Raw genomic sequence first — 23175 nt, 5'->3', positions numbered from 1 at the left:
GTCAAATATTCTCCAGGCTGATCCCGCGGGTTTTCGGACCAAAGATGCCCACCGACAGCATCACCATCAGCATACTGGCGACGATAAAGCTAATCACGCCAGGGGTACCGGCGTATTGCAAAATAATGCCGATCAAAATGCTGGTGATCGCCGTCGACAGCCGGCTAAAGGAGTAGCAGAAGCCGACCGCCCGCGCGCGAATGTGGGTCGGGAAAACTTCGGCCTGGTAGGCGTGATAGCTAATGGTCAGCCAGGCGTTTGACCAGGTGATCATAAACCCACAGATCACCAGCAGCACCGGGCTGTTCTGCAGGGCAAACAGGGTGCCAAACACCACCGTCATCAGCGCGGAAAGCACAATTTGCCATTTGTTTTCAAAACGATGAACGAAGCGGGTGCAGAACAGACAGCCAATCGGATAGGCGAGGGTAATAAAGAACGCATACAGCAGGCTGTGGGTGATGCTCGCCCCCTGGCCGGAAAGCAGGGCCGGTAGCCAGTTGCCGAAGCCAAAGAAGCCGATGGCCTGGAAGAAGTTCATTACCATCAGCATGATCGTACGTTTGCGGTACTGCGGCGCCCAGATCGCTTTAAAGCTTCCCAGCCTGCGCGGGTTATCCTGCCTCTCAACCTGGTGGCGTGGCGAGGGAGAAACGCCGCAGCGCTGTTCCATTTCGCACATCACCTTATGGGCTTCCTCGTGGCGGCCTTTTTCATCCAGCCAGCGCGCCGACTCCGGCAGCTTCTTGCGGATAACCCAGATAATCAGCGAACAGAGCGCGCCGAAGATGATCACCCAGCGCCAGCCGGTCAGGCCGAAAAGGGTAATCGGCACCAGCAGCCACGACATCAGCGCCACGGCGGGAACCGATAAAAACTGAATAAAGAAGGCGAAAGCGAAGGCTTTATTGCGCAGATGCGTCGGCACCCATTCGCTTAAATAGGTGTCGATGGTCACCAGCTCAATGCCGAGACCGACGCCGACCAGAAAGCGGCAGAAGATAACCCCTTCAGCGCTGCTTTGCAGGGCCATCATCAGCGAAAATACGCCGTACCAGGCGAGGGCAAACATAAACGTCAGGCGGCGGCCCAGCTTATCCGCCAGCGGCGCAAGCAGGCTGGCGCCAATAAACAGCCCCATAAAGGTGGACGACGCGAAGGCGGCCTGGTCGGAGATACCGAAGATACCCTGCTCGCCGGTATGGAAAATATCCTCTGCCAGCAGCCCGGTGCTGATATAGCCGGTCTGAAAAAGATCGTACAGCTCGAAGAAGCCGCCCAGCGCCAGGAGGGTGATAAAAGACCACAGGCCAACGGAGGCGGGGAGCGCATCGATGCGAGCGGTCAGGCTGGAGTGGGGATGTCCTGGGGAGGCGAACGCGGCGTCGCCCAGAACCTGGGTGGTAGACATATTATTATTTTCCTCAGATAAAATGTTTGCCTGCTAATGTTATTTGATTGTTAATGGTTTTAAATTTTTAATCGCATCGGGGGAGAGAGATTTGCAGAATAAAATAATGCCAATGTGGTTTGGCTGGCGTTGTGTGCTGGTTTTCGCCTGTGGCCCGGCCGCAGAGTGAAGGAATTCACCATCGGGCCGCCAAGTTTGACCTGAAATAAATTTAAGATAACGAGAGATTGTTGCGCTCAGGTTATTCACCTACATTCAAAGCGAGTACTCCCACTCAGGAAAAAATCATGTCCAGTAAGAAAGTCCTACAGGCAGCGCTGGCCGCGGCGCTTTCGCTGTCAATGATGGCCACGCCGGTTTTCGCCAACCCGGGTAATGGCAACGGCGGCGGTAATCATGGTAATAGCGGTAACCATGGCAATAACGGTAACAACGGCAATAGCGGTAAAAACAACGTTGATAAGGGCAACCAGGGTCATAAAGAAGGAAATCCGGGGCAGAGAAAAAACTACGGCAAACCCGATCATGTCTCCGCTGATATCAGCTTCTCCAGAGCGCGTTCGCTGGCGGTAAACTACGGTTTAACCGGCTATCAGTCGCTGCCGCCGGGAATCGCCAAAAATCTGGCTCGCGGTAAACCCTTACCTCCGGGGATTGCAAAAAAAGCGGTTCCGGCATCGATGCTCAACGAACTGCCTTACTATCCTGGCTATGAATGGCGCGTGGTGGGCCAGGATTTAGTGCTGATCGCGCTGAGTACGGCGATCGTGACGTCGATAATTAATGGCGTCTTTGACTAGTGAATTAACCCCGGTTCGCGCCGGGGTTAATCCTGACGGGCAGGCTTAGCGCATTAAGGTCATTCTAAACAAATCGTCACTAAAGCGAGATTTTAACTTTACTCAAATAATTGAATGACTATAATGAGCACAAATTCACACAGGAGAAATATGTTGGACAGTCACCCTTACTTAAACATCAAGGCAAGCTGACGCTATTTTTTCTGCGCTGCTTGCCAACCGGCGGGCAGCAATCTCCTCATCCAGACGATTGCATCCCATAAAAAATAACGCAGCATGGCTGCGAGGATAATCGTCATGTTCATGTTTAAAAATACATTATTTCCTCCACCGTCAACGCGACGTTAATCGCCTCTCTGGCGACAATTTGTCGTGTGCTTAATAAAGCACGTAGTTAATTCTTCCAGCAAAAATGGAGGAAGCTATGTTGATGTTTCCTTATATCGCAAATTTACTCGCCGCGATGCTGTTGGGCGCGCTGATTGGCGCCGAAAGACAGTGGCGTCAGCGGATGGCTGGCCTGCGCACCAATGCGCTGGTCGCCACCGGCGCGGCGGTTTTTATTCTGAGCTCTATCTCCACATCGCCGGATAGTCCGGGACGTATTGCCGCGCAGGTGGTTTCCGGAATTGGTTTTCTCGGCGCCGGGGTCATCATGCGGGAAGGCATGAACGTGCGCGGCCTGAATACCGCGGCAACCCTGTGGTGCTCTGCGGCGATTGGCGTACTGTGTGGCTTAGGCCAGTTCTGGCAAGCGGCGGCGGCAACGCTGATCATCCTGTGCGCCAATATTCTACTGCGCGAAGCGGCGCAGAGAATTAATCAGATCCCCGGCGCGACAGAAGAAGAAAAATGCTACGTCCTGAATATTATCTGTCATAGCGAACATGAAAACGCGATTCGTCAGCTATTGCTTAATATCAGTAAAGATATGACGCTCAGCTTGCAGGGGCTGGTGTCGATAGCAGCAAAAGAACAAGGACATAAAGAAATCCGCATCGAACTGGTTGGTAATACCGACTCCCGCAAAGCGCGAGATCTTATTATGTCAAGAATTGGCGGTGACGAAAACATTACGTCAGTGCGCTGGTGCGTCGAGGGGAGTTAGCCTCCCTGATATTCTACTCTGGCAATGATTTATCTAAGGAGGGAATGATGGATATTCCCAGGCAATTAAAGTAATAAGCGTTTAATAACGTAAAAATGAATTATGCATAAGTCAATTATGCAGGGATAACGACGTCTTAAATTTGAGGAATAATCATGACTGACATGAAAATAGAAAACCGGAAAATAAACCGGTCTGCGTCAGAAAATGATAAGCAGCATAAAAAAAGCTTCGCCATTGAAACCGAGGCATTTAACAGCCCGGATCATACGCTGGCGCGGCTCAACAGCAGCCGTCAGGGGCTCACCACCGAAGATGCCCTTGAACGGCTGAATGAATATGGCCGCAATGAAGTCGCGCACGAGCAGGCGCCGCCGGCGCTAATCCAGCTTTTGCAGGCATTCAATAACCCGTTTATCTATGTCCTGATGGCGCTGGCCGCCGTCAGCTTCGTGACCGATTACTGGCTACCGCTGCGTAACGGCGAAGAGACCGATCTGACCGGGATTATCATTATCGTCACGATGGTCAGCCTGAGCGGGTTATTGCGTTTCTGGCAGGAGTTTCGCACCAACAAAGCGGCGCAGGCGCTGAAATCCATGGTTCGCACCACGGCGACGGTACTGCGTCGCGGTCCTGGTAACATGGGGCCAGCGCAGGAGGAGATTGCCATTGAGGAACTGGTGCCCGGTGACATCATCTTCCTGGCTGCGGGGGATCTGGTTCCGGCGGATGTCCGCCTGCTGGAGTCCCGGGACCTGTTCGTCAGCCAGTCGATACTTAGCGGCGAATCGCTGCCGGTGGAAAAGTATGACGTTCTGGCCAGCGTGTCCGGCAAAGGGTGCGACAGGCTTCCCGAGCCGAACAAAGATAAAAGCCTGCTGGAGATGGGCAATATCTGTCTGATGGGCACCAACGTGACCAGCGGCAGGGCGCAGGCGGTGGTGGTGGCTACCGGAAACCGCACCTGGTTTGGTTCGCTGGCGAAGTCCATTGTCGGTACGCGCACCCAGACGGCGTTCGACCGTGGGGTAAACAGCGTCAGCTGGCTGCTGATCCGTTTTATGCTGGTGATGGTGCCGATTGTGCTGCTGATTAACGGCTTCAGCAAAGGAGACTGGGTTGAGGCATCGCTGTTTGCCCTGGCGGTCGCGGTGGGCCTGACGCCGGAAATGCTGCCGATGATCGTCAGCTCAAACCTGGCGAAAGGCGCTATCGCCATGTCGCGGCGCAAAGTGATCGTCAAGCGGCTGAACGCTATTCAGAACTTTGGCGCCATGGACGTGCTGTGCACCGATAAAACCGGCACGCTGACGCAGGACAATATCATTCTTGAGCATCATCTTGACGTCAGCGGCAGCGAGAGCGACCGGGTGCTGACGCTGGCGTGGCTCAACAGCAGCAGCCAGAGCGGGGCGCGCAACCTGATGGACCGGGCGGTGCTGCGCTTTGGCGAGGGGCGGATTGCGCCAGCGACCAAAGAGCGCTTCGTAAAGCTTGATGAACTGCCGTTTGATTTTGTCCGCCGTCGGGTCTCGGTGTCGGTGGAAGATGTCCGCCACGGCGATAAAAGCCTGATCTGCAAAGGCGCGGTCGAAGAGATGCTGATGGTGGCCACGCATCTGCGCGAAGGCGACCGCGTGGTTGCGCTGGATGAAACCCGCCGCGATCTGCTGTTAGCCAAAACGCAGGATTACAACGCCCAGGGTTTCCGCGTGCTGCTGGTCGCGACCCGCAAGCTGGATGACTCCGCCCTGACAACCCCGCTGTGCGCCGCGGATGAGCAGGGGCTGACGGTCGAAGGGATGCTGACCTTCCTCGATCCGCCGAAGGAGAGCGCGGGAAAAGCGATTACCGCGCTGCGCGATAACGGCGTGGCGGTCAAAGTGTTGACCGGCGATAACCCGGTGGTCACGGCGCGTATTTGCCTGGAAGTGGGGATTGATGCCCACGGTATCCTGACCGGCGCACAGATTGAAGCGATGACGGATAACGAACTGGAGCGCGAAGTGGAAACGCGTTCGGTATTCGCCAAACTGACGCCGCTGCAGAAGTCGCGCATCCTGAAAACGCTGCAGAAAAACGGCCACACCGTCGGCTTCCTCGGCGATGGCATCAACGATGCGCCGGCGCTGCGCGATGCGGACGTCGGTATTTCCGTCGACAGCGCGGCGGATATCGCCAAAGAGGCATCCGATATCATCCTGCTGGAAAAGGATTTGATGGTGCTGGAAGAAGGGGTGATCAAAGGGCGTGAGACCTTTGGCAATATCATTAAGTACCTGAATATGACCGCCAGCTCTAACTTCGGCAACGTCTTCTCGGTACTGGTGGCCAGCGCGTTTATTCCGTTTCTGCCGATGCTGGCGATTCATCTGCTGATCCAGAACCTGATGTACGATCTCTCTCAGCTCTCGCTGCCGTGGGACAAGATGGATAAGGAATTCCTGCGTAAGCCGCGCAAGTGGGATGCGAAAAATATCGGCCGCTTTATGCTGTGGATTGGCCCGACGTCGTCCATTTTTGATATCACCACCTTCGCGCTGATGTGGTACGTGTTTGCGGCGAATCACGTTGAAGCCCAAGCGCTGTTCCAGTCCGGGTGGTTTATTGAAGGGCTGCTGTCGCAAACGCTGGTGGTGCATATGCTGAGAACGCAGAAAATTCCGTTTATCCAGAGTCGGGCGACGTTGCCGGTGCTGCTCACCACCGCGGTCATTATGGCGATGGGCATCTACATTCCGTTCTCGCCGCTGGGGGCGATGGTCGGGCTGGAGCCGCTGCCGCTGAGCTACTTCCCGTGGCTGATCGCGACGCTGCTCAGCTACTGCCTGGTCGCGCAGGGCATGAAGCGTTTCTATATCAAACGCTTTGGTCAGTGGTTCTGATGATAAGGAGGCGCAGAGATGAATCGTTCTCCGGACACCCTCATCGCGCTGATATTTTTCCTGGTGGGTCTGCTGGTGCTGTTGCTGGCTATCTGGCAAATCCTGTTCTGAAAAAGGGGGCGCGATGCGCAGAGGATCGCTGGATAAAGTCTTTATTCAGGTGGCGATTATTGCGGCCATCATTATTCTGCTGACAATCTGGATTAGATAAGAGGAGCCCGGGCCATTGGCCCGGGTTTAGCATTTCTGCCGGGGAAAGGATTACAGATCGAAGCGGTCGAGGTTCATCACCTTGGTCCATGCGGCAACGAAGTCATTCACGAACTTCTGCCGCGCATCGCTGCAGGCATACACTTCAGCCAGGGCGCGCAGGACGGAGTTGGAGCCAAACACCAGGTCAACGCGGGTCGCGGTATATTTCTCTTCGCCGCTTTTACGGTCGCGGCCGATAAACAGCTCAGCGTGCTCGTCAGCGGCTTTCCAGACGGTCCCCATATCGAGCAGGTTAGCGAAGAAATCATTGCTCAACACCCCCACGCGGTCGGTGAACACGCCGTGTCGGCTGCCGTCGAAGTTCGCGCCCAGCACGCGCAGACCGCCCACCAGTACCGTCATTTCCGGCGCCGTCAGCGTTAACTGCTGCGCTTTATCAATCAGCAGCGTTTCGGTAGAGATGCCGCCGCCAACGCGACGATAGTTGCGGAAACCATCGGCCAGCGGCTGCAGCAGATCCATCGCTTCCACATCGGTCTGATCCTGACGCGCATCGACGCGGCCAGGGGCGAAGGGAACGCTAACCTGAACGCCCGCCGCCGCGGCAGCCTGCTCAATGCCCACCACGCCGGCCAGAACGATAATATCGGCCAGCGACGCTTTACCGGATGCCTGCTGAATCCCCTGCAGGGTCGGCAGCACGCGGGACGCGATGGCGTTTACCGGCCAGGATTTCTGCGGTTCCAGCGCCAGACGCGCGCCGTTGGCGCCGCCGCGTTTATCGCCGCCGCGGAAGGTGGAGGCCGATGCCCAGGCCACGGAAACCAGCTCGCTGACCGAAAGGCCGGCGTCGGCAATGGCGGTTTTCAGCGTCGCGATATCCTCTGCGGTTGGGGTGTGGACCGCCGCCGGTAGCGGATCTTGCCAGATCAGATCTTCTTTCGGCACTTCCGGGCCCATGTAGCGGGACTTCGGCCCCATATCGCGGTGGATAAGTTTAAACCACGCGCGGGCAAAGGCTTCGTTAAAGGCCTGCGGGTCGTTAAGGAAGCGGCGGGAAATCTTGTCGAACTCCGGGTCGAAGCGCAGCGTCAGGTCGGTGACCAGCATGGTCGGCTTGCGTTTTTTCTCCGGATTAAACGGGTCAGGAATGATCTCCGGCGCATCTTTCGCTTCGAACTGAATCGCGCCTGCCGGGCTGCGGGTTTGCACCCACTCATATTTGTACAGGTTTTCGAAGAAGTAGTTGCTCCACTGGGTCGGCGTTTGCGTCCAGACCACTTCCAGACCGGAGGTGATCGCGTCGGCGCCCGCGCCGCTGCCGTAGCTGTTCGCCCAGCCGAGTCCCTGCGCTTCAATCGGCGCCGCTTCCGGCTCTGCGCCAACGTGGCTGGTCACCGCGGAACCGTGGGTTTTGCCCAGCGTATGACCGCCGGCGATCAGCGCGACGATCTCTTCATCATTCATTGCCATATTGCCGAAGGTCGCGCGAATCGCGGAGGCGGCGGAGAGCGGGTCGCCGCTGGCGTTGGGGCCTTCAGGGTTGACGTAAATCAGCCCCATTTCGGTCGCGCCGATGGCCTGCTGATTCAGGCTTTCCGGATGACGATGGGCCAGCCATTCGGTTTCGTTACCCCAGTCGACGTCCAGATCCGGTTCCCAAACGTCTTCACGACCGGCACCGAAGCCAAACGTACGGAAACCGGCATTTTCCAGCGCCACGTTGCCTGCCAGCATATAGAGGTCGGCCCAGGAGATTTTTTGCCCGTATTTTTGTTTTACCGGCCACAGCAGGCGACGGGCTTTGTCGAGGCTGACGTTATCCGGCCAGGAGTTGAGCGGTGCGAAACGCTGCTGGCCGCGGCCCGCGCCGCCGCGCCCGTCAACGGTACGATAGGTACCGGCGCCGTGCCACGCCATACGAATAAACAGCCCGATATAGCTACCCCAGTCCGCTGGCCACCACTCCTGAGAATCGGTGAGCAGGGCGCGCAGATCGGCCTTCAGGGCCGAGTAGTCGAGCTTCTTAAACTCTTCGCGGTAGTTAAAGTGTTCGCCCAGCGGGTTTGAACGATTGGAGTGCTGATTCAGCAGATCCACCCGTAGTTGATTTGGCCACCAGTCGCGGTTGCCGGTGCCACCGCCCGCGCTCTGGGTGGGCGTCGCCGTCTCGGCGTGGAAAGGGCATTTCCCTGCCGACGGGGTATTCGAAGGATCGTTTGACGTGCTCATATCAGGCTCCGTTTGCTTTTGTGAATGCCATTACGATATACACTGCTACCAATAAGCGATATTTGAATGAGTCTACGGATTTAATAGTTATTTCCGTTCAATGCCTTTGTAAAAACCGAACATATATCATTGTTCAATGATTGATTGTTCAGTATTGACTCAACCACAATAGTCGTAACATACGCGTAAAGGAATCGTTAAGACATCATCCCCGCCAGCGAAGACCGATTGTTTGAGTTACGACAATTTTAGTGCGTAAAACGGCTTAGCGCTGCCAGTATAAAGGCGTACCAAAAACGTCGATAAAATAGTCTATTACCGCACGTACGTTTAACGAAGGATGACGGGCGTGAGGGTAGATCGCCGACACCGGCGAGGGGCTGCTGCCGATCGCCGCGCTGTAGTGAGGCATCAGCTGAATCAGCCTTCCAGCCCCCATGGCTTCATTGACCATCCAATCGGGAAAGAGCACCACCCCCATGCCTCCCAGCGCAGCGGTCAGCAGCGCATCGGCGTTATTTGATGCCAGCCGCGGCGTTTGCGGATAGTGAACCCATTCTCCCTCCGCGAGGCGGAACAGCCAGCGGTTAGGTCCATTTGAACCGCTGTAGACCAGCGTGCTGTGATGGCGAAGATCTTCCGGTTTCTCCGGCGTGCCGCAGCGCTGCAGATAGTCCGGAGCCGCAACCAGATAGTGATGCTGCATACCCAGCACTCTGGCATGAACGCTGGAGTCCGGCAGGCTGCCGATGCGGAAAATCAGGTCGGTCGCTTCGCGGTGCGGATCGATAAAATCATCGGTCAGCGCCAGCGCAATTTGCATCTGTGGATAGCGCTGCGTCAGCCCCGGCAGCCACGGCGCGATATGGCGCTGGCCAAAATAGACCGGGGCGTTGATCCGCACCAGTCCACCCGGCTCAAGACGACGGTCCTGCAGGTCGCGCCTGGCAACGCTGAACCGTTCGCCGAGCTCTCTGGCATGTTCGGCAAACAGGCGTCCCGCTTCGGTGGGAACCACCGCCCGGGTATTACGATAAAAGAGCTGCTGGCCGAGCGCATCCTCAAGCTGGTGAATGACGCGCGACACCATCGAGGGCGAAACGCCTTCCCGCCTCGCCACCACGGAGAAACTCTGGCTGTCATAGACGGCGATAAACAGCTGTAGCGCCCGAAAATTTACATTACCCGCATCGCTCATTAATGCAATATCCGCAAAAGTGTTTCCCTGATTGTATCGTTTTTCACATTACTTCGCTGCTTTATGCTCAGCCACCCAATCAATAATCGGATATCAACGATGCAGTTATTACTTATTTTTCTTGTGATTGCCGGCGGCATGGGGTTATCCGTGGAAGCCGGACTACTCGGGCCGCTTGCCGGTCAGGTAGGGGACCTGTGGGCCACATTCAGCATTTTTAGCGTCGGGAGCGCGCTAACCTTTCTGCTGATGCTGCTGTTTGGCCCCAGGCAGGGCCCCTCGTTCTTCTCCTTACCGGGCTGGCAGCTTACCGGGGGCGTACTGGGGCCCATTTACGTCGTCATCTTAACCATTGCCGTACCGGTTATCGGTATCGCCATGACGATGATCGGCATTCTGGCCGGTCAGGTATGCAAAAGCCTGCTGATTGACCATTACGGTCTGTTTGGTTCGGCAAAACGTAAAATCGATGGACGGCGGGTTATCGCGCTGCTGTTTATCATCGTCGCCCTGATTCTGATCGCCACAAGCTGAGGAGTTAACATGAGTAGCATAATGATTTTGCTGGCGCTGGTCGGCGGCGCGATGCTGAGTATGCAGGCGGCGATTAACGGCCGTTTGGGCAGCCAGGTGGGCGTATTTCGCAGCGCGTTTCTCACGTTTGCGGTGGGCGCCTTGATCACGGCGCTGCTGATTTTTTATTTTGCCCCCCATCAGTCGACAACGCTACTGGATGTGCCGAAATGGCAGCTGCTGGGCGCATTTTGCGGGGTTCCCTATATCGTAATTATGGTGGTGGCGGTGCAGCGTATCGGTACCGCGACGGCCACGGTGGCGGTGATTTTTGGCCAACTGGCCATGAGTCTGCTGATCGATAATTTTGGCTGGCTGGGTAACGACGCCATTGCCTTTTCAGCGGGGCGGCTGGGGGCCATCGTCTGTCTGGGGCTGGCGCTGTTCTTTATTTACCGCTCCAGCGCGGCGGCAAAAGCTGAAGATAAGGAGAGTTAGCCCACCTGTTCAGGTGAGTTGTCGCGCATCGCCAACCGCGGTCATACTGTTCGTCACCCTGTGACTGGCGCTTTAGACAGGTACTGTCGGGGAGCATGGGGATCGCCGCCGCGCGCCTGGGCATCACATCACTTTACCGGAGATACGCTATGCCTGAGATACCGTCGCTGCTGACCTTCGCGCTTGTTGCCCTTGGCCTGGTATTGACCCCGGGGCCGAATATGATCTATCTGATTTCGCGCTCGATTTGTCAGGGAAGAAGGGCCGGACTGGTCTCCCTCGGCGGGGTGGCGCTGGGGTTTGTGTTTTATATGCTGTGCGCCGCGTTCGGTATTACCGCACTGATCTTCGCCGTTCCCTACGCTTACGACGCGTTGCGCATCAGCGGCGTGGTCTATCTGCTTTATCTGGCCTGGCAGGCGGTGAAGCCCGGCGGGCGCTCGGTCTTTGCGGTGCGCGACCTGCCTGCCGATAGCGGCCGTAAGCTGTTTATGATGGGCTTTATTACTAACCTGGCGAACCCTAAAATCGCCATCATGTATCTCTCACTGCTGCCGCAGTTTATCTCTCCCGGACACGGCAGCATCCTTGCGCAGTCGCTGGTGCTGGGAGGGACGCAGGCGCTCATTAGCGTAGCGGTTAATGCGCTTATTGTGGTGATGGCCGGGCAGGTGTCGCTGTTTCTCGCGGGGCGCCCGTTATGGCAGCAGTTTCAGCGCTGGCTGATGGCGACGGTGCTGGCGGGGATGGCGGTGAAAATTGCCTTCGAGGCGCGGAAGTAATCGCTGCGCCCGGCGGTGCTACGCTGCCGGGCGCAGGGGAATGGCTTTAGGCCCCTGGCCCTATCAGCTGTGAGCGGATCGTCGCCTCCGGCATCATCTCCAGCAGGCCGTTGCTCAGCATCTCTCCCGCCTCCTGCAGCGCGCTAAGCGGCATTTCCGGCAGGCTTTCAAGAATAAACCACATCCGCGGACTCTCCACGCTCAGACGAGTACGTACTCCCTGTCGCCAGTTCCAGCGTCGGCAGGTCACGCCGCGATCGTCGCCCCAGACCACTTCTCCCGCATCGGGATATTCGTGAACGATCTGCCCCTCTTTGACGGTATCGAACGGTTCGCTGCCGTCCGCGAGCTTGAGGTGCGGGGCGCCAACGTAAGCCGCCAGGTTTTCGCCGCCGACCGGCACGGCGTAGCGCAGGCTCACCGCATTATAGAGATCGACGATGGGATCGATCGCAGCCATCTCGCCATCGCGCAGCACCCGCCTGCGCAAGGCTTCCGCCGAGCAGGGCGTCCGCTTGGGTTTTGCGCCAAAGGCGCGGAATACCTCGTTCCAGGCCTGCAGGTGCGCCTCCGCCCACTGCGGCTCGCCGGCGATAACCGCCTGGCAGGCGGAGCGGAGCGCATCGGACCCGACCAGGGGGGCGCGTACGGCGGCGGAAACGACATCAATGCTCAGGGCGCGAAAGCCGGGGGCCAGCGCGGAGACCTGCGGGCTGATTGACGGTAATACGCTATTCATTGGATAATCCTGTAACGACCATTTTAAAGCATAATATCGACCGATGACCAATAAAGTCAATATAACGACCGACGCGGGCGCCGATGCCGCCATGATTAATGAAGCCGTTGCGGCGCGCATTAAGCGCTACCGGGCGGAAAAGAAGATCTCCCTGGATGAGCTGTCGCGACGCGCGGGCGTCAGCAAAGGTATGCTGGTAGACATTGAAGCCTGCAGGGCCAATCCCAGCATTGCGCTGTTGTGCCGTCTGGCCTCGGCGCTGGGCGTTTCCGTGGCCGATTTTGTCAATGTCGCCACCGCGCCGCCGGTAAAGGTGATTGCAGAAGGCGAGATTCCCACGCTGTGGCAGGGCGGCAAGGCGCGGCTCCTTGCCGGTACCAGCGGTCCGGATATGGTTGAGCTCTGGCAGTGGAGCCTCAATCCGGGAGAAATGTTCACATCGCCGGGGCACGGGGAGGGGACGACTGAGCTGCTTTTCGTGACCGAGGGCGCCTTAACCCTGACGGTTAACGACGGGGTCTATCTGATTCGAGAGGGGGATTCCGCCGTCGCGCGTACCGACGCCCCGCATAGCTACGCTAACGCCGGGGATAAGATCGCGCGATTCACCATGACGGTGAGCGAAAAAGCGCGCTAGCAAGCGTTTCCCGGCGAGCGGCTATCGTCCCGACCGCTCGCCGCCTTCACGCCATACGCACCAAATCCATGCAATGCCCCATCATCACTCCCCATTTTTGGGAGCCGCGGCGGCGCCTGCCGCCGTAGGGCTGATTTTACGCGCGCTGCGCGCCTGGCATAGACCTTGCAAACTCCTGTTCAGAAGGCAGCGCAACAGACAATTGAGATAACACAATAGCTGGCTAGGGTTCCGGTTCACTCAGGTGAACGTCTGGTCCGAGAGCTGGCGACCTCTGCGAGGTTACACGGCGGGACAAAAGCCCGGGAGACAGCAGCACCGTTGGGTGTCGCGCTGCCCCCGTTTCTCGTGCTAACCAGAGGTCCACCATGAAGACACCGCCGATCCTCCGCTCTCTTATCCTGTCGCTGGCGCTGCTGGCCAGCGTCCCCTCGTTTGCCGCCGTCAAAAAAGAGTTCAACATCTGCTGGACTATCTATGCCGGATGGATGCCCTGGGGCACCATCAGCAACGAAAAGATCATCGATAAATGGGCCAGCAAATACGGCATCAAAATCAATATCGTTCAGCTGAACGACTACATCGAATCCATTAACCAGTACACCGCGGGCCAGTTTGACGGTTGCACCATGACCAACATGGATGCCCTGACCATTCCGGCGGCGGGGGGCGTTGATACCACGGCGCTCATTACCGGCAGCTACTCCGACGGCAACGACGGCGTGGTGCTGAAGGGGGCGGATAAAAAGCTCAGCGATCTGAAAGGCATGGCGGTGTATCTCCCGGAGCTTTCGGTATCGCACTACCTGCTGGTTCGCGGTCTGGAAAAAGCCGGGCTGCAGGAAAAAGACGTCAAAGTGGTCAATACCTCGGATGCGGATATCGTCTCGGCTTTTGGCACCAGCGGCGTACGCGCGGCGGTGGCCTGGAATCCGCAGCTTTCGGTTATCAAAAAGACGCCGCAAACCACGGAGGTCTTTAGCTCTTCGCAGGTTCCCGGCGAGCTGATCGACATGATGGTGGTGAATACTCAGACCCTGAAAGATAACCCGGCGCTGGGTAAAGCCCTGACCGGCGCCTGGTTCGAGATGATGGCCAAAATGCAGGCCGGAGATACGCAGGCGCTAAGCGCAATGGCCGCCGATTCCGGCACCGACCTCGCCGGCTACCGGGCGCAGCTAAAAACAACCCATCTCTTCTGGACGCCTGCCGATACCCTGACGTTTATCTCCTCGCCGGCGCTGGCAAAAACCATGCAGCGGGTGGCGCAGTTCTCTTTTGATAAAGGGCTGCTGGGAGAGGGGGCGCAGAGCGCTGACTTTATCGGCATGACCTTCCCCGGCGGCGTCACCGTCGGCGATACCGCCAACAGCAAATTGCGCTTTGACGACAGCTATCTGAAGCTGGCCGCGGCGGGGCAGCTGTAATGATTGACCTTGGGAGTCCACGCCATGCGCCACATTAACCGCTATCCCCGGCAGGGTATGCGCCTGACGCTGATGCTATTGCCCTTCGTCCTGATGATCGCCGCCTGGTTTATCGGTTCGGCGGTGCGGCTGGAAGCCAACCCGCAGGATAAGCTGCTGCCCGGCCTGTCGCAGATGATCGCGGCCATCGATCGGATGGCCTTCACCCCGGATAAACGCAGCGGCGAGTATCTGCTGTGGGCCGACACGCTGATTAGTATGAGCCGCCTGCTGATTGGTCTGGCGCTCTCGTCGCTGATTGGCCTGGGCATCGGCATCGCCGCCGGCGTGTTCCCGATGTACCGCGCGGCGCTGTCGCCGCTGATGACCGTGGTGTCGATGATCCCGCCGCTGGCGATCCTGCCGGTGCTGTTTATCGTCTTCGGCCTGGATGAGCTATCAAAAGTGATGCTTATCGTCATTGGCATTACGCCGATGCTGGCGCGCGACCTTGAACAGCGGGCGCGGGAAATCCCGGCGGAGCTGTTTATCAAAGCGCAAACCCTCGGCGCCAATAGCTGGACGGTGGTGCTGCGGGTAGTGCTGCCGCAGCTGCTGTCGCGGCTGATAACCTCCCTGCGCCTGCTGCTGGGCTCCGCATGGCTGTTTTTGATCTCCGCCGAGGCCATTTCCGCCACCGCCGGTCTCGGCTATCGCATATTCCTCCTCCGCCGCTATATGGCGATGGATGTGATTATTCCTTACGTCATCTGGATAACCCTGCTGGCATGGCTGATGGATCTGGCTCTGCGCCAGCTGCACAAAGCCTGTTTCCCGTGGGCGGAAGGAGGCCGGGCATGAGCTTTATCGACATCAAAAATATCTGGCAGGAGTACGGCGACCACGTGGTGCTGGAGCGCATCAATTTGCAGGTGAAAGAGGGCGAGTTCTGTTCGATGGTCGGCGCGTCCGGCTGCGGGAAGTCGACGTTTTTACGCCTGCTGCTCGGCCAGGAAAAGCCGACTCGCGGGGAAATCACCCTCGACGGCCAGCCGCTGGCGGCGGAGCCGGACCGCAGCCGCGGCGTGGTGTTTCAGCGTTATTCGGTTTTTCCGCACCTCAACGTGCTGGATAACGTCGCCATTGGCCTCGAACTCCCGGCGTCACCGCTGTTTGGCCGGCTGTTTGCCGGCAGGAAACGCGACGCGCGCGAACGGGCGCAGCGGATGCTGGAGAAAGTCGGGCTGGGGCACGCGCTGAATAAATATCCGGCGCAGCTCTCCGGCGGGATGCAGCAGCGGCTGGCGATCGCCCAGGCTTTCGTCATGCAGCCGCGCGTACTGCTGCTTGATGAACCCTTCGGCGCGCTGGATCCCGGTATTCGCAAGGATATGCACGGGCTGCTGCTCCAGCTGTGGAGCGAAACGCGGATGACGGTATTTATGGTCACCCACGACCTCGCGGAGGGCTTCAACCTTGGCACCCGGCTGCTGGTTTTCGACAAAGTGCGCATCGATCCGCAGGCGCCCAACGCCTGGGGTGCGCGCGTTACCTACGATATTCCGCTCAATGAAGCGCGAATGTCGCAGATAACCACCGGCAGCGACAATAACGTTTACGCATTAAGGAGATAGTTTGATGACCGCACTTTTTCACTCATCCCCCAGCCTGCGCGAAGAGCGGCTACCCGGCGGGGCGCACACCTCATTGATTTTGCGCAAAGGGCAGATTCTGCGCCTGACCGATATCGACGGCGGAGCCAACGTCAGCATGATGATGCTGAATCCCCATGAGAAGAGTGAGCGCCTGAATCTGCCGGATACCCTCAAGGGGCAGCACACCGCGCGCCTGACCGCCGGGCACTGTTTCTACTCCGATATGGGGCGCGTTCTGGCCGGGATTGTTGCCGACAGCTGCGGCTGGCACGACCCGTTCGGCGGGATACTCAACGCCGACGAGACGCGTGAAAAATATGGCGCAGGACGCTACCAGGAGCTGCGAAACGGCTTCTACCGCAACGGCGTCGATAACCTGCTGGTTGAAATGGGTAAATGGGATCTGGGCCTGGAGGACCTGCTGATGGTGGTTAACTTCTTCAGCAAAGTCACCGTCGATGAGGATGGCCGTTTTCAGTTTATTTCCGCCAACAGCCGCGCCGGAGATTACGTTGAGCTGTTTGCGCCGATGGATGTCCTCATGGTGCTGACCGCGCTGCCGCATCCTCAGGACCCTGCCGCTGAGTACGCCCCGCGGCCGATCCAGCTGAGCTGGTACCAGGCTGACGATGCGCAGGCGGCCGCGGAAGCGCTCTTTACCCGCGATGAAAACCAGCGCGCGTTCCTCAACACCCAACTTTTTGCCCTGTAAGGAGGCTGCGATGACCCTGATCGCCAGTAACCGTCGTCCCGAAGATGCCGTCTATCGCCATGTGATCCCGGCAGGGGAACCCTGGCTGTTTGAGGTACAAAAAGGGCAAACCCTGCGCCTGCTTGACCTCGAAGGCAACCAGGCCATTGATACCCTGTTTTACAACGCCGATAACCCCCGAGAACGCTACGATCCGCAGCGCACGCTGCGCCGCCAGGGCAATGCCTATCTGACCACCGGCAGCGTACTCTATTCCAATCTGGGCAATCCACTGCTGACCATCGTTGCCGACACCTGCGGTCGCCACGATACCCTCGGCGGCGCCTGTGCCCAGGAGAGCAACACCGTGCGCTACGCCCAGGATAAACGCTATATGCACAGCTGTCGGGATAATTTCCTCTGCGCCTGCCTGCACGATGGCCGCCTGCATAAACGCGATATCGGCGCCAACATTAACTTTTTCATGAACGTCCCGGTAACGCCGGAAGGCGGTCTGACCTTTGAGGACGGGATATCGGCGGCGGGGAAATACGTTGAGCTGCGCGCCGAGTGCAACGCCGTGGTGCTGATTTCCAACTGTCCGCAGTTAAATAATCCCTGCAACGGCTGGAACCCCACGCCCGCCGAGGTGCTGGTATGGAACTGACCCGCTGGCAGCGCTGGCGTCTGCTGGCCTTTCGGCTCTTCGCCGTCCGCGCAGACCGCCTGAACAGTACGCCGACGCGCAAACCTTAAGCGCCGGTTCACCCCGGGGACGACCTCAGGGGAACATCGAATTCTTGCGGGACGACCCGCGACCCTGTGAGTTCCGCTTATGTTTGATACCTTACTGATTGCCAACCGCGGCGCCATCGCCTGCCGCATTATGCGCACCCTGCGCGCGATGCAGGTGAAGGGCGTCGCCGTCTATTCCGAAGCCGACCTGAGTAGTCTGCATATCCGCGACGCGGATGAAGCGTTAAGCCTCGGCGACGGCCCGGCGGCGCAAACCTATCTGGTGACGGAGAAGATCTTGGCCGCCGCGCAGCAGAGCGGCGCCAAAGCGATCCACCCCGGCTACGGCTTTCTGTCTGAAAACGCGGCCTTCGCCGAGGCCTGCGAGGCGGCGGGGGTGGCGTTTGTCGGCCCCACTCCGCAACAGCTGCGCACCTTCGGCCTGAAGCATACCGCTCGGGCCTTAGCCAAATCCGAGGGCGTGCCGCTGCTGGAAGGCAGCGAGCTGCTGGCCGACAGCGGCGAAGCCTGCCGGGCGGCTGAGGCGGTGGGCTATCCGGTCATGCTCAAAAGCACCGCCGGCGGCGGCGGAATTGGCATGCGCGTCTGTCGCGACGCCCGTGAACTGATTGAGGCGTTTGCCGCGGTGCAGCGGCTGGGACAAAACAACTTCAGCGACGGCGGGGTATTTCTCGAAAAATATATCGAACGCGCCCGCCATCTGGAGGTACAAATCTTCGGCGACGGGCGGGGAGAGGTCATCGCGCTCGGCGTGCGCGACTGTTCAGTCCAGCGGCGTAACCAGAAAGTGATTGAAGAGACGCCCGCGCCGAATCTGCCTGACGGGATGGCGCAGGCGCTATGCGCGGCGGCTATCGCGTTGGGCAAAGCGGTGAGCTACCGCAGCGCCGGGACGGTGGAGTTTGTCTACGACAGCGCGGCGCGGCAGTTTTATTTCCTCGAGGTAAATACCCGGCTTCAGGTCGAACATGGCGTCACGGAGCAGGTGTGGGGCGTTGACCTGGTGCGCTGGATGATTGAGCTGGCGGCGGGGGAACTGCCTCCGCTACCTGAGCTGGCCGCCGGGTTACGGCCCCAGGGCCATGCTATCCAGGCGCGAATTTACGCCGAAGATCCGGGGCGGCAATTCCAGCCTTCTCCCGGACTGTTAACGGACGTCTTCTTTCCGCCGGCGGACGGCGCAGCCCTGCGTATTGACCGCTGGGTGGAAGCCGGGTGCGAAGTCCCGCCGTTCTTCGACCCGATGCTGGCGAAAGCGATCGCCTGGCGCCCCAGCCGCGATGAGGCTATCGCCGGCCTGGCGCAGGCGCTGGCGGAGACCCGCCTGTACGGCGTAGAAACTAACCGCGTGTACCTGCAACAAATTCTTGGCTTTGCGCCCTTTACCGAAGGCGAGCCCTGGACCCGCTGCCTTGAGCAGCTGCGCTACCGCGCGGCGACCGTGGAGGTGCTGAGCGCCGGAACCCAGACCAGCGTGCAGGACTATCCGGGACGTTTGGGGTACTGGGCGGTGGGCGTACCGCCGTCGGGGCCGATGGACGATCGCGCCCTGCGTCTCGGCAACCGCCTGCTGGGCAATGCCGAGGGAGCGGCCGCGCTGGAAATCACCCTCAACGGGCCGACCCTGAAATTTAATACCGACGTTCAGGCGGTGGTGTGCGGCGCGCCATTGGCGGTGACGCTCGATGGCGTAGACCAGCCGCTGGACTGCGTATTGACTATTCCGGCGGGGGCGACTCTGAAGCTGGGCGCGATAAGCGGCGCGGGGGTCAGAAGCTATCTCTGCCTGAGCGGCGGCATTCAGGTACCGGACTATCTGGGGAGTAAAAGCACCTTTACCCTCGGCCAGTTTGGCGGCCACGGTGGACGGGCGCTGCGCGGAGGCGACGTGCTGCATCTGGCGCCGCACGCCACCGCCAGATGCGGGGATCAACTACCCGCCGCGCTACGCACAGCGCTGGCTGAAGTGCGGACGCTGCGGGTGATTTACGGCCCCCACGGCGCGCCGGAATTCTTTGCGCCGGAATATATTGCGACGTTCTTCGCCACGGAGTGGGCGGTCCACTTTAACTCCAGCCGCACCGGCGTGCGCCTGATTGGCCCCAAGCCGCTGTGGGCCCGCGACAGCGGCGGCGAAGCGGGGCTGCATCCGTCGAATATTCACGATAACCCTTACGCGGTGGGCGCGGTCGATTTTACCGGCGATATGCCGGTGATCCTTGGACCGGATGGGCCGAGCCTCGGCGGTTTTGTCTGCCCGGTCACGGTGATTGAAGCCGACCTCTGGCAGTTAGGCCAGCTCAAGGCCGGGGATAAGGTACGTTTCGTGGCGGTGGATTTACCCACCGCCCGGCGGCTGGCGGAAGGGCGGCGCGCCGAGCTGGCGACCCTAAGTCACCAGGCGATAGCCTGGCAGCCCGTGCCGCTGACGTCGCCTGTCGTGATGACCTGCGGCGAGGCGGACAAACGCCTGGTGGCGCGACTCTCCGGCGATACGCATCTGCTGCTGGAAGCCGGGGAGCCGGAGCTGGATCTGGTTCTGCGTTTCCGCATTCACGCCCTGATGCAGGCCCTGGAAGCGCAATCAAGAGACGGCGCGATCGATATCACCCCGGGGATTCGCTCGCTGCAAATCCATTTTCAGCCGGAAACGTTGCCCCTTGAGACGCTGCTGGCGTGGGTGCGCAGCGAGTGGTCCACGGTCTGCCTGAGCGACGATCTGCAGGTGCCGACGCGCGTGGTGCATCTGCCGCTCTCCTGGGACGATCCGGCCTGCCGCAGGGCAATCGATAAATATATGACCACCGTGCGCCAGGACGCGCCCTGGTGCCCGAGTAATCTGGAATTTATACGTCGCATCAACGATCTGCCCGATGAACAGGCGGTATGGAATACGGTATTTGACGCCAGCTATCTGGTGATGGGGCTGGGCGATGTTTATCTCGGCGCGCCGGTGGCGACGCCGCTTGACCCGCGCCATCGCCTGGTTACCACCAAGTACAACCCGGCGCGCACCTGGACGGCGGAAAACTCGGTCGGCATCGGCGGGGCCTATCTGTGCGTCTACGGCATGGAGGGGCCCGGCGGCTATCAGTTCGTTGGCCGGACTCTGCAGATGTGGAATCGCTATCGCGAAGTAGCGGATTTTGCCGGCAAACCCTGGCTGCTGCGTTTCTTCGACCAACTGCGTTTCTATCCGGTTTCGGCCGAAGAGCTGCTGCAGATTCGCCGCGATTTCCCGCTCGGACGCTACCCGCTGCGCATTGAGCACAGCACGCTGCGGCTGGCGGAATACCAGCAGTTTCTCCGCCGCGAAGCGCACAGCATCGGCGCGTTTCGCGAGCATCAGCAGCAGGCGTTTAACGCCGAACGCGATCGCTGGATAGCCAGCGGGCAGGCCCATTTTGACAGCCAGGAGAGCGCCGTGGATGAGGGCGGAGACGCGCCGCTGCGGCAGGGCGAACAGGGGGTGGAAAGCCCGATTTCCGGAAACCTGTGGCAAGTACAAACGGCGGCAGGCAGCCGGGTCCGCGCGGGGGATGTGCTGGTCGTGCTGGAGTCGATGAAGATGGAGATCCCGCTGCTGGCCCCCTGCGATGGCGTTATTCAACAGGTTCACGTGCAGCCGGGCAGCGCGGTACGCGCCGGGCAGCGGGTGGCGGTGATTATTGAGGAGAAGGCATGATGCAGCAGACGTTTGATTTACGCCTGGCAACCCTGGCGGAGCGTTACCGCACCGGTAAAACCACGCCGCGCAGCGTGCTGGCGGACATCCGCCAGCGGGCGCAGGCGCTGAACTCCGAGTTCCGGTTGTTTATCCATATTCTGAGCGAAGAGGAGCAGGAGCCATTTCTGGCGGCGCTGGATGGCCTCTCGCCGGCCGCGCTGCCGCTGTACGGCGTGCCGTTCGCCATCAAAGACAATATCGATCTGGCGGAGATTGTCACCACCGCGGCCTGTCCGGCGTTTGCGTATCGGGCGGAGCAGAGCGCGATGATTGTCGCTCAGCTGATTGCGCTGGGCGCCGTGCCGGTCGGTAAAACCAATCTCGATCAGTTCGCTACCGGCCTGAACGGTACCCGATCGCCGTACGGTCGCTGCCGCAATAGCTATCATGCGGAGTATCCCTCCGGCGGTTCCAGCGCCGGTTCCGCGCTGGCGGTGGCGCTGGGCGTTGCCAGCTTCTCGTTGGGCACGGATACCGCCGGTAGCGGCCGCGTCCCGGCAGGGCTGAATAACCTGGTGGGTCTGAAGGCCAGTAAAGGGCTGATATCCACCGCAGGGGTGGTCCCCGCCTGTCGTACGTTAGACTGCGTGACCTTTTTCAGCCCCACCGCCGACGAGGCCAGCCAGCTGCTGGCGCTCGTCGCACAGTGCGATCCGCAGGACGCCTGGAGCCGCCGTAATCCTCAGTGGAACAGCCGTCAGGCGTTCGGCAGGCCGTCCGCGGGGTTTCGTTTTGGCGTTCCGCGCGAGCTCAATTTCCTCGGCTGCCGCGCAAGCGAACGCCTGTTTTCCCAGGCCCGGCAACGGCTGACGGAGCTGGGCGGGGTGGCAGTTGAGATTGATTTCACGCCGTTTCTGGCGGCAGCCCGGCTGCTGTATGACGGGCCGTGGGTCGCCGAACGCTACGCGGTGGTCGGTCCGCTGATGGCGCGGCAGCCGGAGGCGGTGCTGCCGGTTATTCGCGACGTGCTGGCAAAAGCGCCGGGCACCGATGCCACGGCGACCTTTACGGCGATCTATCAGCTACAGCAGTACAAAGCCCGGTGCGACGCGATACTCGAGACCCTGGACTGCGTGCTGACGCCCACCTATCCGCGCCCGGTGACGCTTGACGAGCTGGAGGCGGAGCCGATCGCGCGCAACGCCGATCTCGGGTACTACACCAACTTTATGAACCTGCTGGACTATGCCGCGGTGAGCGTGCCATGCGGATTTATGCCGGACGGATTGCCTTCGGGCGTCACGCTGTTTGGCCGGGCCTTTACCGACCAGTATTTACTGGGCCTGGCCGATGCGTTTCAGCGCGCTGAGCGGCTGCCGCTGCCGGGCGGAGCGCGGCTGGAGACCCCGCCGCCTGAACGCGTCGCCGGCCATGACCGAATGGCGCTGGTTGTTTGCGGCGCTCATCTTTCTGGCCTGCCGCTTAACGGCCAGCTGCTGGCGCGGGGCGGTCGGCTGCTGCAGGCGACCCGCAGCGCGCCGCACTATCGTTTATACGCTCTCGCGGACGGCAAACGCCCGGCGATGGTTCGCGCCGATAGCGGCGGGGCGTCGATCGCGGTTGAAGTGTGGGAGCTACCCAGCGCGGAGGTCGGTTCGCTGCTGGCGGCCATCCCCGCGCCGCTGGGCCTGGGAAAAGTTGAGCTTGCCGACGGACGCCGGTTAGCGGGCTTTATCTGCGAAGCCAACGGATTAGGCGAGGCCACGGAGATTACCGCCTACGGCGGCTGGCGCGCCTGGCTGGCACGTTAAACTACAACCCCTCCATCGCTTTTTGATGGAGGGGGTTGGTGACAGTGTCACATTAAATTTCTAACATGCTGAAACATTTCTGCCAGATCATTAGCAACCTTTAGGTAGGGCTCCCGCTGCGATAACGCTATTCTTCCCCGCTTTTCCCTTTTCAGGCACTTTGTAACCCA

The 23175-nt window shown here is 59.6% G+C and carries 20 protein-coding genes and 1 riboswitch; of the genes, 16 read left to right on the top strand and 4 right to left on the bottom strand.

Annotated elements, in window-relative coordinates; genetic code table 11:
- Window position 1 precedes the first annotated feature (1 nt).
- A complete protein-coding gene (locus tag ABLU96_RS09895; RefSeq protein WP_025108275.1) occupies window positions 2-1411 on the bottom strand; it encodes an MFS transporter in 1410 nt (469 codons plus the stop codon).
- A 287-nt stretch (window positions 1412-1698) separates the two neighbouring features.
- Between ABLU96_RS09895 and ABLU96_RS09890 the strand changes: the two genes are divergently transcribed.
- The 5 genes from ABLU96_RS09890 to mgtU all read left to right on the top strand — a co-directional run bounded on the left by ABLU96_RS09890 (window position 1699) and on the right by mgtU (window position 6418).
- Complete coding sequence (locus ABLU96_RS09890; protein ID WP_048263050.1) at window positions 1699-2211, top strand: anti-virulence regulator CigR family protein; 513 nt, start codon at window positions 1699-1701, stop codon at window positions 2209-2211.
- A gap of 412 nt (window positions 2212-2623) precedes the next feature.
- Window positions 2624-3319 (top strand): MgtC family protein, encoded by a 696-nt coding sequence (locus tag ABLU96_RS09885; protein ID WP_064374954.1) that lies wholly within the window; start codon window positions 2624-2626, stop codon window positions 3317-3319.
- A gap of 155 nt (window positions 3320-3474) precedes the next feature.
- Window positions 3475-6207, top strand: coding sequence for a magnesium-translocating P-type ATPase (gene mgtA / locus ABLU96_RS09880; protein ID WP_025108278.1), 2733 nt, complete (start codon window positions 3475-3477; stop codon window positions 6205-6207).
- Window positions 6208-6225: 18 nt separating this feature from the next.
- Window positions 6226-6318: a protein MgtR gene (mgtR, locus tag ABLU96_RS09875; RefSeq protein ID WP_014229313.1), complete on the top strand. Its 93-nt coding sequence runs from the start codon at window positions 6226-6228 to the stop codon at window positions 6316-6318.
- A gap of 13 nt (window positions 6319-6331) precedes the next feature.
- Window positions 6332-6418 carry a magnesium transporter protection protein MgtU gene (gene mgtU / locus ABLU96_RS09870; RefSeq protein ID WP_251009858.1) on the top strand — a complete coding sequence of 29 codons (87 nt, stop codon included), beginning with the start codon at window positions 6332-6334 and terminating at the stop codon, window positions 6416-6418.
- Window positions 6419-6468: 50 nt separating this feature from the next.
- Here the strand turns inward: mgtU and katG are convergent, their stop codons facing one another.
- Window positions 6469-8652, bottom strand: coding sequence for a catalase/peroxidase HPI (gene katG, locus ABLU96_RS09865; protein WP_032695023.1), 2184 nt, complete (start codon window positions 8650-8652; stop codon window positions 6469-6471).
- Window positions 8653-8917: 265 nt separating this feature from the next.
- Window positions 8918-9850 carry a LysR family transcriptional regulator gene (locus ABLU96_RS09860; protein WP_049083657.1) on the bottom strand — a complete coding sequence of 311 codons (933 nt, stop codon included), beginning with the start codon at window positions 9848-9850 and terminating at the stop codon, window positions 8918-8920.
- A gap of 99 nt (window positions 9851-9949) precedes the next feature.
- On the opposite strand from ABLU96_RS09860, the gene ABLU96_RS09855 reads away from it, so the two are divergent.
- The 3 genes from ABLU96_RS09855 to ABLU96_RS09845 all read left to right on the top strand — a co-directional run bounded on the left by ABLU96_RS09855 (window position 9950) and on the right by ABLU96_RS09845 (window position 11643).
- Window positions 9950-10384 (top strand): DMT family transporter, encoded by a 435-nt coding sequence (locus ABLU96_RS09855; protein ID WP_004850792.1) that lies wholly within the window; start codon window positions 9950-9952, stop codon window positions 10382-10384.
- Window positions 10385-10393: 9 nt separating this feature from the next.
- The gene (locus ABLU96_RS09850) at window positions 10394-10861 is read left to right on the top strand and encodes a DMT family transporter (protein ID WP_025108281.1); all 468 of its coding nucleotides are present in this window, start codon (window positions 10394-10396) and stop codon (window positions 10859-10861) included.
- A 149-nt stretch (window positions 10862-11010) separates the two neighbouring features.
- Window positions 11011-11643, top strand: coding sequence for a LysE family translocator (locus ABLU96_RS09845; RefSeq protein ID WP_014229317.1), 633 nt, complete (start codon window positions 11011-11013; stop codon window positions 11641-11643).
- A gap of 46 nt (window positions 11644-11689) precedes the next feature.
- Here ABLU96_RS09845 and ABLU96_RS09840 read toward each other — a convergent pair whose 3' ends face one another.
- Window positions 11690-12382 carry a B3/4 domain-containing protein gene (locus ABLU96_RS09840; protein ID WP_014229318.1) on the bottom strand — a complete coding sequence of 231 codons (693 nt, stop codon included), beginning with the start codon at window positions 12380-12382 and terminating at the stop codon, window positions 11690-11692.
- Between the two features lie 43 nt (window positions 12383-12425).
- On the opposite strand from ABLU96_RS09840, the gene ABLU96_RS09835 reads away from it, so the two are divergent.
- From ABLU96_RS09835 to atzF, 8 genes are all read left to right on the top strand, one after another.
- The gene (locus ABLU96_RS09835; protein WP_348862483.1) at window positions 12426-13019 is read left to right on the top strand and encodes an XRE family transcriptional regulator; all 594 of its coding nucleotides are present in this window, start codon (window positions 12426-12428) and stop codon (window positions 13017-13019) included.
- Between the two features lie 212 nt (window positions 13020-13231).
- A riboswitch (guanidine-I (ykkC/yxkD leader) is annotated at window positions 13232-13330 on the top strand.
- Window positions 13331-13387: 57 nt separating this feature from the next.
- Window positions 13388-14446: a putative urea ABC transporter substrate-binding protein gene (locus ABLU96_RS09830; RefSeq protein WP_014838452.1), complete on the top strand. Its 1059-nt coding sequence runs from the start codon at window positions 13388-13390 to the stop codon at window positions 14444-14446.
- Between the two features lie 24 nt (window positions 14447-14470).
- Window positions 14471-15286, top strand: coding sequence for an ABC transporter permease (locus ABLU96_RS09825; RefSeq protein ID WP_348862481.1), 816 nt, complete (start codon window positions 14471-14473; stop codon window positions 15284-15286).
- The gene (locus tag ABLU96_RS09820; RefSeq protein ID WP_009652163.1) at window positions 15283-16059 is read left to right on the top strand and encodes an ABC transporter ATP-binding protein; all 777 of its coding nucleotides are present in this window, start codon (window positions 15283-15285) and stop codon (window positions 16057-16059) included. Before ABLU96_RS09825 ends, ABLU96_RS09820 begins: the two co-directional genes overlap by 4 nt.
- A gap of 4 nt (window positions 16060-16063) precedes the next feature.
- On the top strand, window positions 16064-16792 hold the full coding sequence (locus ABLU96_RS09815; protein WP_014838455.1) for an urea amidolyase associated protein UAAP1: 729 nt from the start codon (window positions 16064-16066) through the stop codon (window positions 16790-16792).
- A gap of 10 nt (window positions 16793-16802) precedes the next feature.
- Window positions 16803-17438, top strand: a complete 636-nt coding sequence (locus ABLU96_RS09810; RefSeq protein ID WP_009652130.1) for an urea amidolyase associated protein UAAP2 — start codon at window positions 16803-16805, stop codon at window positions 17436-17438.
- 168 nt (window positions 17439-17606) lie between these two features.
- Entirely contained in the window at window positions 17607-21212 is a 3606-nt protein-coding gene (gene uca, locus ABLU96_RS09805) for an urea carboxylase (RefSeq protein WP_348862480.1), read from the top strand.
- On the top strand, window positions 21209-23005 hold the full coding sequence (gene atzF / locus ABLU96_RS09800) for an allophanate hydrolase (protein WP_064404890.1): 1797 nt from the start codon (window positions 21209-21211) through the stop codon (window positions 23003-23005). Before uca ends, atzF begins: the two co-directional genes overlap by 4 nt.
- Window positions 23006-23175: the final 170 nt, after the last annotated feature.

The sequence above is a fragment of the Klebsiella sp. CN_Kp106 genome (genome assembly GCF_040064575.1).
In the GTDB taxonomy this organism is placed as follows: domain Bacteria; phylum Pseudomonadota; class Gammaproteobacteria; order Enterobacterales; family Enterobacteriaceae; genus Klebsiella; species Klebsiella michiganensis.
The sequence above is the reverse complement of the archived record's forward strand: the minus strand, read 5'-3'. Positions and strand labels throughout refer to the sequence as shown.